Annotated in this window: 14 protein-coding genes; 6 read left to right on the top strand and 8 right to left on the bottom strand. The window is 70.2% G+C overall.

Annotated features, from left to right (window positions below):
- Nucleotides 1–16 precede the first annotated feature (16 nt).
- Nucleotides 17–712 carry an ABC transporter permease gene (locus tag ACFMRZ_RS15945; RefSeq protein ID WP_400179781.1) on the top strand — a complete coding sequence of 232 codons (696 nt, stop codon included), beginning with the start codon at nt 17–19 and terminating at the stop codon, nt 710–712.
- Nucleotides 709–1,392, top strand: a complete 684-nt coding sequence (locus ACFMRZ_RS15950; RefSeq protein ID WP_400179782.1) for an ABC transporter permease — start codon at nt 709–711, stop codon at nt 1,390–1,392. Before ACFMRZ_RS15945 ends, ACFMRZ_RS15950 begins: the two co-directional genes overlap by 4 nt.
- An 8-nt stretch (nt 1,393–1,400) precedes the next feature.
- Here ACFMRZ_RS15950 and ACFMRZ_RS15955 read toward each other — a convergent pair whose 3' ends face one another.
- The 5 genes from ACFMRZ_RS15955 to ACFMRZ_RS15975 form a co-directional block, all read right to left on the bottom strand.
- Nucleotides 1,401–2,189: an ArsR/SmtB family transcription factor gene (locus ACFMRZ_RS15955; protein WP_400182876.1), complete on the bottom strand. Its 789-nt coding sequence runs from the start codon at nt 2,187–2,189 to the stop codon at nt 1,401–1,403.
- 134 nt (nt 2,190–2,323) lie between these two features.
- Nucleotides 2,324–3,481: an NADP-dependent malic enzyme gene (locus ACFMRZ_RS15960; protein WP_400182877.1), complete on the bottom strand. Its 1,158-nt coding sequence runs from the start codon at nt 3,479–3,481 to the stop codon at nt 2,324–2,326.
- Between the two features lie 552 nt (nt 3,482–4,033).
- A complete protein-coding gene (locus ACFMRZ_RS15965; RefSeq protein WP_400182878.1) occupies nt 4,034–5,629 on the bottom strand; it encodes an FAD-dependent oxidoreductase in 1,596 nt (531 codons plus the stop codon).
- Nucleotides 5,630–5,689: 60 nt separating this feature from the next.
- Nucleotides 5,690–5,956, bottom strand: coding sequence for a hypothetical protein (locus tag ACFMRZ_RS15970; RefSeq protein ID WP_280270853.1), 267 nt, complete (start codon nt 5,954–5,956; stop codon nt 5,690–5,692).
- Between the two features lie 34 nt (nt 5,957–5,990).
- Nucleotides 5,991–6,845: a PHP domain-containing protein gene (locus tag ACFMRZ_RS15975; protein ID WP_400182879.1), complete on the bottom strand. Its 855-nt coding sequence runs from the start codon at nt 6,843–6,845 to the stop codon at nt 5,991–5,993.
- Between the two features lie 61 nt (nt 6,846–6,906).
- Between ACFMRZ_RS15975 and ACFMRZ_RS15980 the strand changes: the two genes are divergently transcribed.
- Nucleotides 6,907–7,983 carry a magnesium and cobalt transport protein CorA gene (locus ACFMRZ_RS15980; protein ID WP_400179783.1) on the top strand — a complete coding sequence of 359 codons (1,077 nt, stop codon included), beginning with the start codon at nt 6,907–6,909 and terminating at the stop codon, nt 7,981–7,983.
- A 17-nt stretch (nt 7,984–8,000) separates the two neighbouring features.
- Here ACFMRZ_RS15980 and ACFMRZ_RS15985 read toward each other — a convergent pair whose 3' ends face one another.
- The 3 genes from ACFMRZ_RS15985 to ACFMRZ_RS15995 all read right to left on the bottom strand — a co-directional run bounded on the left by ACFMRZ_RS15985 (nt 8,001) and on the right by ACFMRZ_RS15995 (nt 10,181).
- The gene (locus ACFMRZ_RS15985) at nt 8,001–8,576 is read right to left on the bottom strand and encodes a suppressor of fused domain protein (protein ID WP_280270851.1); all 576 of its coding nucleotides are present in this window, start codon (nt 8,574–8,576) and stop codon (nt 8,001–8,003) included.
- 3 nt (nt 8,577–8,579) lie between these two features.
- Nucleotides 8,580–9,071 carry a general stress protein gene (locus ACFMRZ_RS15990; RefSeq protein ID WP_187687016.1) on the bottom strand — a complete coding sequence of 164 codons (492 nt, stop codon included), beginning with the start codon at nt 9,069–9,071 and terminating at the stop codon, nt 8,580–8,582.
- Nucleotides 9,072–9,203: 132 nt separating this feature from the next.
- Nucleotides 9,204–10,181 (bottom strand): HpcH/HpaI aldolase/citrate lyase family protein, encoded by a 978-nt coding sequence (locus tag ACFMRZ_RS15995; protein WP_400179784.1) that lies wholly within the window; start codon nt 10,179–10,181, stop codon nt 9,204–9,206.
- 52 nt (nt 10,182–10,233) lie between these two features.
- On the opposite strand from ACFMRZ_RS15995, the gene ACFMRZ_RS16000 reads away from it, so the two are divergent.
- The 3 genes from ACFMRZ_RS16000 (at nt 10,234) to ACFMRZ_RS16010 (ending at nt 13,681) form a co-directional block, all read left to right on the top strand.
- On the top strand, nt 10,234–11,535 hold the full coding sequence (locus ACFMRZ_RS16000) for a magnesium transporter MgtE N-terminal domain-containing protein (protein ID WP_280270849.1): 1,302 nt from the start codon (nt 10,234–10,236) through the stop codon (nt 11,533–11,535).
- Nucleotides 11,532–12,116, top strand: coding sequence for a DUF1003 domain-containing protein (locus ACFMRZ_RS16005; RefSeq protein WP_280270848.1), 585 nt, complete (start codon nt 11,532–11,534; stop codon nt 12,114–12,116). The genes ACFMRZ_RS16000 and ACFMRZ_RS16005 overlap by 4 nt, the downstream gene beginning before the upstream one ends.
- 119 nt (nt 12,117–12,235) lie before the next feature.
- Nucleotides 12,236–13,681: a lytic murein transglycosylase gene (locus ACFMRZ_RS16010; protein ID WP_400179785.1), complete on the top strand. Its 1,446-nt coding sequence runs from the start codon at nt 12,236–12,238 to the stop codon at nt 13,679–13,681.
- The last annotated feature ends 96 nt before the right edge of the window (nt 13,682–13,777 follow it).

A 13,777-nucleotide genomic window follows, 5' to 3' on the forward strand; every position in this document is an offset into this window, starting at 1 on the left:
CGAGCGGGAGACGGCGATGCGGTATCTGATCGACAACTTCGCCGAGATCGCCGGATTCGCGCGGACCCACCTCTCGCTGGCGCTGATTCCGCTGCTGATCGGTCTCGTGATCGCCGTGCCGGTCGGCACGCTCATCCGGCGCGTGCCGTGGCTGCGCCGCATCGGGGTGACCGTGGCGGGTATCGCCTACACCATTCCGTCGCTGGCGCTGTTCGTGATCATTCCGCCGCTGGCCGGGATTCCCGCCATCGACCCGCTGAATGTCGTTATCGCGCTGAGCATCTATTCGGTGGCGCTGCTGGTGATCGCGGTGCCGGCGGCGCTGGATTCGGTCTCCGCGGAGGTGCTCGACGCCGCCGACGCGATCGGCCACTCCCGGCTGCGGCGCGCGCTGACCGTCGAATTCCCTTTGGCCCTACCGGTTTTCGTGGCGAACCTGCGCGTGGTGGCGGTCACCAATATCTCGATGGTGACGGTCGGGGCGCTGATCGGGGTGGGCGGGCTGGGCAAGCTGTTCACCCAGGGCTATCAGCGCGATTATCCCGACGAGATCGTCGCCGGAATCATCGTGGTGCTGGTACTGGCGCTGCTGGTGGACCGCGTGCTGTACCTGCTCGGCCGCTGGTGCACGCCGTGGCTGCGGACCGGCCGCCCCACCCTGGCACGGCGGCTGCGCGTCGCCGTCGACCCGGCGAAGGGCGTCGGCGCGTGAACCTTTTCCTCGACGCCTGGCACTACCTCACCGACGCCGGAAACTGGCGCGGCCCGGCCGGGATCGAACATCGTCTGCTGGAACATCTCTGGTACAGCTTCCTGGCCGTCGCGCTCTCGGCGGTGGTCGCGGTGCCCACCGGTCTGCTGATCGGCCACACCCGCCGCGGCGCCGCGCTGATCGTCGGGTTCGCCAACGCCATGCGCGCCCTGCCCACCCTCGGCCTGCTCACCTTCGTGGTGCTGCTGCTCGGGCTCGGACTGATACCCCCGCTGCTGGCGTTGCTCACCGTCGGTATCCCGCCACTGCTGGCAGGCGCCTACGCCGGAATCGCCAACGTGGATCCGAACGTGGTCGACGCCTCCCGCGCCATGGGGATGACCGAACGCCAGGTGCTGCTGCGCGTGGAGGCGCCCAACGCGCTGCCGGTGCTGCTGACCGGCCTGCGCTCGGCGACCCTGCAGGTCGTCGCCACCGCCACCATCGCCGCCTACGTCAACCTCGGCGGGCTGGGGCGCTACATCTTCGACGGCATCAGCCTCTACAAATACGACCGTGTGCTGGTGGGCGCGCTGCTCGTCGCCGCCCTCGCGCTGGCGCTGGATGGGCTGCTCGCCGTCGCGGTGTGGGCCAGCGCGCCCGGCACCGGCCGCCTGCGCCGCCGGGCATCGCTGGAGTAACCCGCCGCTCAGGCGTGGGCTTCCGACATCTCCCACGGGGCCTGCGGAAGCACCTCGCCGGTCTCCAGCAGCGACTTGAGGTTGGCGAGAACGGCGGGCCAGCCGTCCGAGATGCCCTGGTGCATCTCATGATTGGGCAGATTCTCGTGCGTCACCGTGAGGCGGACGATGTCTTCGTGCGGTTCGACGCGGAAGGTGACCACCGAGGGTTCGCGCCCGGCCGCCTCCTCCGGTGAATCCTCGAAGGTGAGGACGAGCCGGGTCGGAGGCTCGGCCTCGAGCACCTTTCCGGTGACGTCGACCGTGCCGGAGCCGTCGGCGCGGCGGTGCTCCCACGCCGAACCCGGCTGCCAGTCCGACACATTCGCATGACCCCAGTAGCGGGCAGTCAGGTCGGCGTCGGTCAGCGCCTGCCACACCTGCTCGGCACTGGCGCGGATGTAGGTGACGTAGACGTAGTTCGGCACGGTGGTGGTGTCGGTGGTCATGGCGTACTCCTCGGCTCGGTTCTTGATGGCGTCGATTGCCTGTAAACGGGGCTTGTCGAAGACGGAGATCCAGCGTTGCTCGATGTCGTGAATGGGCGCCGGATTGAGATAGTGCAGCCGTTCCCGGCCGCGCCGGACGACGGTGACGAGACCGGCGCGCACGAGGATGTCGAGATGCTGGGTGGCCGACTGCCGCGCCATGTCCAACCGCTCGCACAACTCGCGCAGCGTCTGCCCGTTGTGCTCACGCAGCCGGTCCAGCAGCAACCGCCGCGTGGGATCGGCCAGCGCCTTGAACACCGCGTCCATCATCCGCTCTTCGAGGCTCACGCCTCGATAATGCAGGTATTTACCTGCATATGTCAACAAGGCCCGCCGCCCGCGGAAAACGCGAAAGGCGCCCGTCCGCACTGGACGAGCGCCTTTGTCGGCGAAACAGCTTGTTACGCAACACCTTCCGCGCGCGCGGTGGCGGCGACAGCCTCGGCGACCGCCGGGGCGACGCGCGGGTCCAGCGGGCTCGGGATGATCTTGTCGGGAGCCAGCTCATCGGCGACGACACTGAAGATGGCGTTGGCCGCGGCGACCTTCATGCCCTCGGTGATGCGCCGGGCGCCCGCGTCGAGCGCACCCTTGAAGACGCCGGGGAAGGCGAGCACGTTGTTGATCTGGTTCGGGAAGTCGCTGCGGCCGGTGGCCACGACGGCGGCGTACTTGTGCGCGATCTCCGGGTGGATCTCCGGGTCCGGGTTGGACATCGCGAATACGACCGACTCCGGCGCCATCGACGCGATCAGGTCCTCCGCGATGGTGCCCGCCGACAGGCCCAGGAACACGTCGGCTCCGGTCATCGCCTCGGCGGGGCCGCCGGACAGCCCGCGCGGGTTGGTCCGCTCGGCCAGCTCGGCCTTCACCGCGTTCAGGTCGGAGCGGTCCCGGCCGACGATGCCGCGGGAGTCCAGCACCACGATGTCGGAGACGCCCGCCGCCAGCAGGATGTTGGTGCACGCGACACCGGCCGCACCGGCGCCGGACACCACGACCTTCATGCCCGAGATGTCGCGGCCCAGCACCTTGGCGGCGCCGTTCAGCGCGGCCAGCACCACGATCGCGGTGCCGTGCTGGTCGTCGTGCATCACGGGGCAGTCCAGCGCCTCGATGACCCGGCGCTCGATCTCGAAGCAGCGCGGCGCGGAGATGTCCTCCAGGTTCACCGCGCCGAAGCTCGGGCGCAGCCGGATCAGGGTCTCCACGATCTCGTCGACGTCTTTGGTGTCGAGCACGAGCGGGATCGAGTCCAGGCCGGCGAACTTCTTGAACAGCGCGGCCTTGCCCTCCATCACCGGCAGCGACGCGCGCGGACCGATGTCGCCCAGGCCGAGCACGGCGGTGCCGTCGGAGACGACCACGACCAGCCGGTCGGTCCAGGTGTAGCGCTTGGCCAGCTGTTCGTCCTTGGCGATCGCACGGCTGACCTCCGCGACGCCCGGGGTGTAGGCGATCGACAGATCGCGCTGAGTGTCCAGCGGGGCAGTCAGTTCCACCGAGAGCTTGCCCCCGAGATGGCCCGCGAAAATCTCTTCGTGCGTAATGGCGGACAGGCTGGCCGCATCATTCTCACGGCTCGCCGTGGCGGCGTTCGGTGCGTCAGTCACGGGTGACACGATCTCACTCCTGCTCGGTGGTGGCTACCCCGGCTTACGGTTACCGCCGGGTATCGGGATCAGTGGTTTTACGGGTTACTCACGAGTTCGCTGCGCACGCTCGCGGATGCCGGAGCGATACCCCGCGGTAGCTACAGCACGGCAAGTCACGGGGGCCTGACGGCATTCGGTCCGCTGGTCGCCGCAGAGATCTGTCGAGCGAGAACCGGACGGGTGGGTCCGGGCAATACAGTGGGGTGATTCGCGATTCGGAGCCGTGCGTCACGAACCGAATTTCACCAACCGTCCCGGGCCGGGCGGTGGCGTCGGCCGGGAATCCGCAACATTCTGCCAGCCGGGACCCGGACTTGCCAAATCGCTGTGCGACGAGTGCTGCCATCTTCCGAGGGTAGCGGCCTCGAATTACCCCTGGGTAAGCGGAAACTCGCAGTTCGGCGGCGGGAGAAGGTGAACTGTCGCACCATTCGGGGACGAGCGGGTGTGAGGTCGTTACGCCGGAGCGAGATCCGCGCGGTGCGGTGCGGTTCCGGGATCGCACTGCTCCGGCCGCACCCAGACCGACGCCACCCCGCCGGCACGCAACCTGACCCGCCAGTCGCCGGCCTCACCCGGGTGGTCGGTGCGCCGGTGCATCCCGCGGGTCTCGGTGCGGGCGAGGGCACTGTATTTGGTCCACCGCGCCACCGCCAGCAACGCCGCCGCCTGCCGGGCGCGCAGCCGCTGCGGGCCGCGGCCGCCGAGATCGACCTCCGTCACCGGCCACATGCCGTCGAGTTCGGCGATGCTGTCGCGCAGGCTGCCCGCGCTGCGCCAGTAGCTGCGCCGCAGCGGCAGCGTGTGCTCCTGCACCAGGCCGACGACCGCCCGCGGATCGATACCGGCCGTCGCGTTCAGGCCCGCGCCGGGCGCCGGACGGGCCCGGCCCAGCGGACCGCGGCGGCTCGCGAACCGCGCCGCGCCCGCACCGGCCCACACCCCCGACGACATCGCCCAGGCCCCGCCCTGACCGCCGAAACCGCCGACCGCACCCGTGACGGGCTCGCGCGTGGTCACGTCACCGGCGCCGTACAGACCGGGAACCGTTGTGGTGCAGTCGAATCCGGTGACCCTCAGGCCGCCGGTACCGCGCACCGTGCCCTCCAGGACGGCGCGCAGCGGCACTCGTACCGGATCGCTGCCGCGGGCGGCGAACCACGGCGTTCGAGCCAACTGTTTGCGCAGCGGACCGGGGATCTCGTCCAACGCGGCATACACCCGGCGGCCGTCGGCGAGGGCGGCGAACGCCGCGGCCCGCGAGCCGAGCCCGCCGCCGCCGAGCGGTGTGCCGGATTCGTCGTAGAGGGTGGCGAAGTGCAGGGCCATATCCGGCGCGGGCGCCGGGAGCGGGCCGGGCGTCTCGTCGCCGATCGCGGCCAGGCGGATATCGCCGACCGGAGTGAGGGCGTAGGCGTTGGAGAACTCCATGCCCGACAGTTCCGCGCCGACCTCCGCGCCCATCAGCAGTCCGTCGCCGGTGTCGACATCGCTGCCGGCGCCACCGGACAGGAAGGCGCAGCCACCGGTCGCCAGCACCACCGCGCCGGCCCGGACGGTCCAGTCCCGGAATTCGTCGTGCGGCCGCACCCCGGAGGCGCCGGAAACCGCGCCCTCGGAATCGAGGAGCAATTGCAGGGCGGGGTGATGATCGAGAATGCGCACACCGGCCACGAGCAGACTGCGCCGCATCCGGCCGAGATATCTCGAGCCGTTCAGGCAGATTCGCGAAGGCTGCCCGGCGCGGTCGCCCGGAAAGCGATATCCCCAGCGCACGAGCTGATCGACCCGGCGGTGCGTCTCCGCCAGCACCCGGTCCATCCATTCCGGGTCACCCAGGCACCCGCCGTGCCGGTAGCTGCGCGACACCGCCTCCTCGCGGGCCGGGCCGGGCGGGATATTCCACAGTGCGGCAGTACCTTTCGCGGTCGGACCGCTGCTCCCGCAACGCCCCTTGTCGACCACCGCCACCCGGGCGCCGGCCCGGGCCGCGGCCAGCGCGGCCCACATTCCGGCGGGACCACCACCCAGCACCAGCACATCGACCGACATTTCGCTCACAAAGAAAAATGTTCGGCCACAATTCATTCGACCGCAACCGTTACGCTCACCCTAATTCCACCATTGCGTAACCAACAGGTAACCTGCCGCCACAAAAACGACCACCGACCCGAAAAAGGCCAGGAAACCGCGACGCCGATCGGCGAAAATCTGCGCGGCCACGGCCACGACCGATACCCCTATATGCCACGCCAGCATCTCCGTGCCGGGCCCCGGAAATCCGCGCCGGTCGCCCATGAACGCGGCGCCGAACAACACCAGGGTCAGCATCACCAGGCCACCGGCCACGACTCCGCTCACCGCGCGCAGCACCCTCATCCGCGGACCTCGCGGCCGCCTCCGCCGAATCCGCTCACGCCGCGATCACCGGCACCCCGGACGCCTTCTCCACCAGTGCCTCGTAATCGTCCGGGGCCGTGGTGAATTGGCCGAGCCGGAGGGTCTTGTTGGCGCCGTGGTAGTCCGACGATCCGGTGGTGAGCAGGCCGAGCTCGGCGGCCAGCTCGCGCAGCAGGGCCCGGTCGGCGTCGTGGTGGTCGGGATGGTCGACCTCCAGCCCGCCCAGCCCGAGCCCGGCCAGTTCGCGAATGTCGTCGAGGGCCAGCAGCCGTCCGCGCGTGCGGGCCCGGGCATGCGCGACCACGGTCACTCCGCCCGCAGCGGCGACCATCTCGACCGCGCGGCGCAGCGGGGTGTCGGCCTTCTCGACGTAGTAGCGGCCGCGCGGCGCGAGCAGGTCCACGAAGGCGGCGTCCACCGTCGGTACTACACCGGCAGCGACCAGGGCGCGCGCCAGATGCGGGCGACCGGCGGACGGGCCCGCCGAGGCGAGGACCTCGTCCGGGTCGACCGGCAGGCCGTCGGCGGCCATCCGTTCGGCCATGGTGCGCACCCGTTCGGTGCGCTCGGCCCGTAACCGCTCGCGTTCCCGGGCGAACGCCGCGTCCGCCGGATCGAACAGGTAGGCCAAGAGGTGTACCGGCACCGGCCGGCCGTCCTCACCCGTTCCCACGCAGGACATCTCCATCCCGCGCACCAGCGTCAGGCCGGGCGGCAGGGCGTCGGCGGCCGTGGCCCAGCCGGAGGTGGTGTCGTGATCGGTGACGGCGAGCACGTCGAGCCCCGCCGCGGCGGCCCGGCGGACCAGTTCGGCCGGGGTGTCCGTGCCGTCGGAGGCCGTGGAATGGGTATGCAGGTCGATGCGCACCCTGTCCATCTTGCCGAACCGTGGTGTGGCCTCGGCGATCAGCGTGCGTAGCATCCACCCAATGCCGCAGATTCCGCCGCTGCCGTCGTTTCGCGGGCGTGGGCGAACCGCACCGACGCCGCACCGCATCCCGGTCCCGACCGCGCGCGCGATCATCGACTGCGCGGTCTACGTGGACGGCCACCGGCTGCCGGGCCGGTTCACCCACGCCGAGGCGCTCGCCGAGGTGCGCGAGCGCGCGGCCGGTTTCGTGTGGGTCGGGCTGCACGCGCCGGACCAGACCCAGATGGACGATGTGGCAAGGACTTTCGACCTGCACGAGCTGGCGGCCGAGGACGCCGTGCACGCCCGCCAGCGCCCGAAACTGGAGCGCTACGACGACGTGCTGTTCCTGGTGCTGCGCACGGTGAAATACGTGGAGCACGATCTGCACGCGGTCAGCGAGATCGTCGAGACCGGCGAGATCATGATCTTCATGGGCCGGGATTTCGTCATCACCGTGCGACACGGCGAGCACACCGGACTGCACGGGGTGCGCCACGATCTGGAGGACCGTCCGGAGCGGCTGGCGCTCGGGCCCGGCGCCGTGCTGCACGCGATCGCCGATCACGTCGTGGACTCCTACCTGTCGGTCACCCAGGAGGTGGAGGACGACGTCGAGGAGATGGAGGAGGCTGTCTTCACGCCCCGCAGCCGTCTCACCACCGAGGCCGTCTATCAGCTCAAGCGCGAGGTGGTCGAGCTGCGGCGCGCGGTCAACCCGCTCGCGCTGCCGCTGCAGACGCTCTCGCGCAGCACGGATCTGCCGCTGCCCAAGGAGATCCGGCGCTACCTGCGCGACGTGGCCGACCACCACACCGCCGCCGCCGAGCGCATCAGCGACTTCGACGAGATGCTGAGCGCGCTGATCAACGCCGTGCTGGCGAAGGTGAGCGTGCAGCAGAACACCGACATGCGCAAGATCTCCGCCTGGGTCGCCATCGCCGCCGTGCCGACCATGACCGCCGGCATCTACGGCATGAACTTCGATTACATGCCCGAGTTGCACTGGCGATACGGGTATCCGCTGGTGTGGGCGATCATCCTGGTGGTCTGCGGCGGACTGCTGTACATGCTCCGCCGCAACCACTGGCTATAGAGGCGAAATGTGTTGCGCTACAGGTTCGCCGCGCCTCGGCCCGGGTCGTGCACATCGATACCCGCCTCCGCCCACGCGTCGCGCAGCGCGCTCGCCCCGCGCACCCGCACCCAGGCCGCCTCGGTGGCGGTGATCGGCGTGACCGACAGGAACCGCACGGGCTCGGCGGGTTCGGGCAGCGGAACCTCCGGCAGATCCGCGAGGCCGAGCAGCGCCGCGGTGAACGGCGCACCGTGCCACAGCGGCTCGCCCAGATCCAGCAGCGCGTCCGGTAGCAGCACCACGCCTTCCACCGCGGGCGAGGCGATGAGAATGCCGAGGCCCTTGGTCAGCCCGGCGTGACCGCCCACGCCGCCGCGCAGCGTCAGCACCAGTTCCGCGCGCGGGCCGCGCTCCGGATCGGCCAGGGCGGCGGTGGGATCGGTCATCGGGTGACGCGCGCCGCCGAGGGTCACGTAGTGCACCAGTTCCCCGTCGGGGACGCGCAGGATCTCGATCGGCTCCAGGCCCAGGAACGTCACCGAGGCCGAATCGGCCGCGGACACACCGAAATGCCCGAGCGCCGCGGCTCGGACCTCGCCGAGGACATCCATCGACTACAGGGCCAGCTTGGCCAGCATGTCGCGGGCCTGCTCGGCGGCCTTCGGCTCGCACAGCACGTCGTAACGCCCGGCCACCAGCTGCATGGTGGACGCGAAATCACGCTGTCCGCGGGTGGCGGCGTACGGGATCGACGTCGAGATGACACCGAAGATGACACCGCCGACCAGGCCCACCACCAGCGGGCCGATCGCGCCGCCGGTGGTGAACAGGCTCAGCAGCAGGCCCAGGAAAAGGCCCAGCCACGCGCCCGAGACCATGCCGCCGCCGATGACCTTGCCCCAGGTCAGCCGGTACAGCACCCGCTCGACCTGCATCAGGTCCACGCCCACGATGGTCACGTTCTCCACCGGGAACTGGTTGTCGGCCAGGTAGTCGACCGCCCGCTGCGCCTCGGCGTAGGTCGGGTACGACCCGACCGGCCAGCCCGACGGCGGCGTCGGCAGACCCGGCCGATTGCGATTCGCGTTCCCCAACGGATTGGTCATATCCCCCATCATGCTAGGTCCGGGAACATCTCGCGCCCGCGAGGCATATTCCGTCCCCGCGTGTCCGAGCCGGACGCGACGAGGGTCACGTTCGCGCGGAAGTCTTCCCGGTTGTGATCCGGGCCGCGTCGCTCAGTCTTCCGGAGCCGGGGGCACGAACCGGGTGGTGCGCCGCATCCCGGCCGCGCGTCCCTTGCCCGCGATCACCTGAGCCATCTTCGCGCTCGCCTCGTCGATCATCTCCTCGCCCAGCATGGCCGCGCCCCGCGCGCCGCCCTCGAGCGAGGTGTGGAAGGCGTAGGCGTCCAGGATCTCCTCGGCGTGGTCGTAGTCGGCCTGGCGTGGGGAGAAGATCTCGTTGGCGAGTTCGATCTGGCTCGGGTGCAGCACCCACTTACCGTCGAAACCCAGTGCGGCCGTGCGGTTCGCGGCCCGGCGGAAGCCCTCGGGGTCGCGCACCTGCAGGTAGGGGCCATCGATGGCCTGCAGGCCGTGCGCGCGGGCGGTGAGCAGGATGGTCATCAGGATGTGGTGGTAGGCGTCGCCGGTGTCGTAGCCCTCGGGCTGCTCGCCCACGACCAGCGTGCGCATGTTGATGCTGGCCATGAAGTCGGCCGGGCCGAACACCAGCGTCTGCACCCGCGGGCTGGCGGTGGCGATCTCGTCGATGTTGCGCAGCCCCTGGGCATTCTCGATCTGCGGCTCGATCACGATCCGGCCGACCTCGAGCCCGCCCGACTTCTCCAGCTGGGTCAGCAGCAGATCCAGCGCCCGCACCTGGCCGGCGTCGATCACCTTGGGCAGCAGGATCGCGTCCAGCTCCGCGCCCGCGCCGTCGACCACCGAGATGACATCGGCGTAGGTCCACTGGGTGGTCCAGTCGTTGACCCGGACCACCCGGATCTGCTCGCCCCAGCCGGGTTCGTTCAGCGCCGCCACGATATTCGCGCGGGCCGTCGCCTTGGCCGCCGGCGCCACCGCGTCCTCGAGATCGAGGAAGATCTCGTCGGCCGACAGGCCCTTGGCCTTCTCGATCATCTTGGGGTTGCTGCCGGGGACGGCGAGCACCGAGCGGCGGGCGGGGGCGAGGCCGGTTCGGCGAGTTGACATGCGCGGCTCCTGGAGTTCGTGCTTCCGGCGCTGCACCACATAGCCTTGCACTATGGCAGCTACCAAGGTTTTCGCCGCCCGGCTGGCGGGGCTGGTGGTGCTGGGTCCGGACGGGGAGTCTATCGGCCGCGTCCGCGATGTGGTGATCTCCATCCGCTACGACCGGCAGCAACCCCGGGTCCTGGGCCTGGCCGTGGAACTGCCTACGCGGAGACGGATTTTCGTGCCGATGCTGCGGGTGACCGCGATCGAGCCCGGCTCGGTGAACCTCAACACCGGCACCGTGAGCCTGCGCCGATTCGAGCAACGTCCCAGCGAAATGCTAGCCCTGGCACAGATTCTCGACTCGCGGGTGCGCGTGGACGACCCGGATCGGCCGGAGGTGCGGGACGTGGACGTGTTCGTGGTCGATCTCGGCATCGAGCAGACCCGCACCCGCGACTGGCTGGTGTCGCGGGTGGCGGTGCGCGGGCACCGACGCCTGGGCCGCCGCCGCACGGTGCACGTCGTCGACTGGTCGGATGTGCGCGGCCTGACCCAGCAGGAGCTGAACCTGCCGGGGCAGAGCGTGACCGCACTGCTGGAGCAGTACGAGGGCCTGCGCGCGGCCGACGTCGCGCACATGATGCGCGAGCTGCCGAAGAAGCGCCGGATCGAGCTGGCCCGCGCCCTCGACGACGAGCGGCTCGCCGACGTCGTCCAGGAACTGCCCGAGACCGACCAGCTCGAGGTGGTCAAGCAACTCGGCGCGGAACGCGCCGCCGACGTGATCGAGGCGATGGATCCCGACGACGCCGCCGACCTGCTCGGCGAGCTGCCGACCGGGGAGGCCGAAGCCCTGCTGGCGCTGATGGATCCGCAGGAATCCGAGCCGGTGCGCCGCCTGCTCGAATACTCCCCCTACACCGCGGGCGGCCTGATGACGCCCGCGCCGGTAGTGCTGACCCCCGCGGCGACCGTCGCCGAGGCGCTGGCCCGGGTGCGAAATCCGAATCTGACCCCGGCGCTGGCGTCGATGGTGTTCGTGGTGCGCCCGCCCACCTCCACCCCGACCGGCCGCTACCTGGGCTGCGTGCACATCCAGCACTTGCTGCGCGAACCGCCCGCGAGTTTGGTCGGCGGCCTGGTGGACAAGGACCTGGCCTGCCTGGGCTCTGACACCCCGCTCAACGCGGTGACCCGCTACTTCGCCACCTACAACCTGGTGTGCGGACCGGTGCTGGACGAGGAGAACCATCTGCTGGGCGCGGTCACCGTCGACGACGTCCTGGACCATCTGCTGCCCGAGGACTGGCGCGAACAGGACGAGGAACACGCGGCGGGCACGGTGGCGATCGAAGGAGAGCGGTCATGACCGAGCGCAGCGACAAGCCGCGTGGCCGGCTGGAGACACCGGTGGAGAACCGGTTCCGATTCGATTTCGATGCCGAGGCGTTGGCCCGTACCAGCGAGCGGATCGCCCGGTTTCTGGGCACCGGGCGGTATCTGGTGCTGCAGACCCTCATCGTGATCGTGTGGGTGATCCTCAACGTCTCCGCGGTGCGGCTGCGCTGGGACCCGTACCCGTTCATCCTGTTGAATCTGGCCTTCTCCACGCAGGCCGCGTACGCCGCGCCGCTGATCCTGCTGGCGCAGAACCGCCAGGACAACCGGGATCGGGTCGCACTCGAGGAGGACCGCGCCCGCGCCGCGCAGACCAAGGCCGACACCGAGTTCCTGGCCCGGGAGCTGGCGGCGCTGCGGATCGCCGTCGGCGAGGTCGCGACCAGGGACTATCTGCGCCGGGAACTCGAGGACATCAAGGACACCCTGGCGCGCCTCGAGGTGAACTCCGCATGGAACGACGAAGATTCTGTTCCGGCCGACAAATCACGGAAGAGTACCGATCGAAAGAGGGGTCGAGTACCTATTTCGCCACAAATTGACGGCAACTGACCGCAAATAACGACAACAACGAGCTGACCGCCGGGTAACCTGGATCACGTTGCGGGAAGTGACTGACCCAGACAGTAGCGGGCCGGTCACCGAATGGCTACGAGGGGATTGGTGTGCCGATGCGAATATCTGGTCCGATTACCGTGTCGGCGCTGGTGGTGGCGGGTTTGATGGCGTCGGGATCGACGGCGTACACGCCGGTCCGCACCAGCGCGCCCAGGTCGCCGGACGCGCAGCTCGCGGCCGCGACCTCGGCCACGGATCCGCAGAGCGCGACGGCCGATCAAACGGCCGGCCTGGTGCCCGCCGCGCCCGAGCCGCCGCGCAAGCTGCGCGCGATGACCACGCCCACCACGCCCTTCGCCGGTACCGTGCCGCTACGCGACATCGCCCTGCCGGGCGGTGGGGCGCTGGGCATTCCGGAGATCGTGCTCGCCGCCTACCGCAATGCCGAGTTGGCGATGCAGTCCTCCTCGCCCGGCTGCGGGCTGAGCTGGCATCTGCTGGCCGGCATCGGCCGCATCGAGTCGGGGCACGCCCGCAACGGGCACACCGACGCGGCGGGTACCACCATCGGGGCCATCTACGGCCCCTCGCTGGACGGCACGCTGCCCGGTAACGAGGTCATCAAGGCCTCCGACGGCGGCTACGTGCGGGCCGTCGGCCCCATGCAGTTCCTGCCCGGCACCTGGACCCACTACTCCTCCGACGGCAACGGCGACGGCGTCGCGGACCCGAACAACGTCTTCGACGCCACGCTCGCCGCGGCCAAGTACCTCTGCTCGGGCGGGCTGGATCTGCGCGACCCGCAGCAGGAACTGCGGTCGGTGCTGCGCTACAACAACTCGCTTTCCTACGCCGCCAACGTGCTGAGCTGGTCCAACGCCTACAAGACCGGTGGCGCGCCGACGCAGGTGACCATCTCCCCCGATCTCGTCCCGCCGGGCGCCATGCAGGCGCCGAGCGGGCCGGACATGGTCGCGGTCAACAACAGGTTCCCGGCCGAGCCCACACCGCCGCCGGAGACGGCGGCCACCACGGTCCAGCCGCCGAGCCAGGTGCAGGTCCGCCCGCAGACGCAGCCGCAGCAGACCCAGGTGATGATCAACATCCCGGGCCTGCCGCCGATCCCGTGCGGAATCTTCTGCCCGCCACCGCCGCCCAAGCCCTGCGACCCCGCGACGGCCATCCCGGCGCCGATGCCCGAGCCCATCCGGCCGGGCGACGAGGCCCGGCAGCAGTGGGCGCCGGGCGATCCGGGCAAACCGGCCGAGGCCCAGGGGCCGGTTCCCGGTGCCGCGCCGCGTGATCCGAACGCCCCGGCGGGATGCGTGACGCCGCAGAGTCCCCCGGCGCCCGGACAGCCGGACGCGCCGCAACCCGCACCGCCCGCGCCGGAGGCCGCCGCACCCGAGCAGCCGCAGGCCGAAAAGCCCGCTCTCACACCGGAACCCGCCCCGGCCGAGCAGGCCCCGGCGCCGCAGGCCGCTCCGGTACCGCCGCCCGCGCCGGGCATCACCCTGCCCTTCGGCATCGTGATCCCGCTGCCCGCCCCGGCGCCTTAACCCCTGTTCGGCCACCGAAACCGAAAGACGGTCACGAAGCAGTAACGAAAAGGTCTCGGATGCGGTAACCTGATCTCGTTGTGTCACGAAAAGCTC

It is taken from the genome of Nocardia sp. N2S4-5, assembly GCF_044628355.1.
Classification (GTDB): domain Bacteria; phylum Actinomycetota; class Actinomycetes; order Mycobacteriales; family Mycobacteriaceae; genus Nocardia; species Nocardia wallacei_B.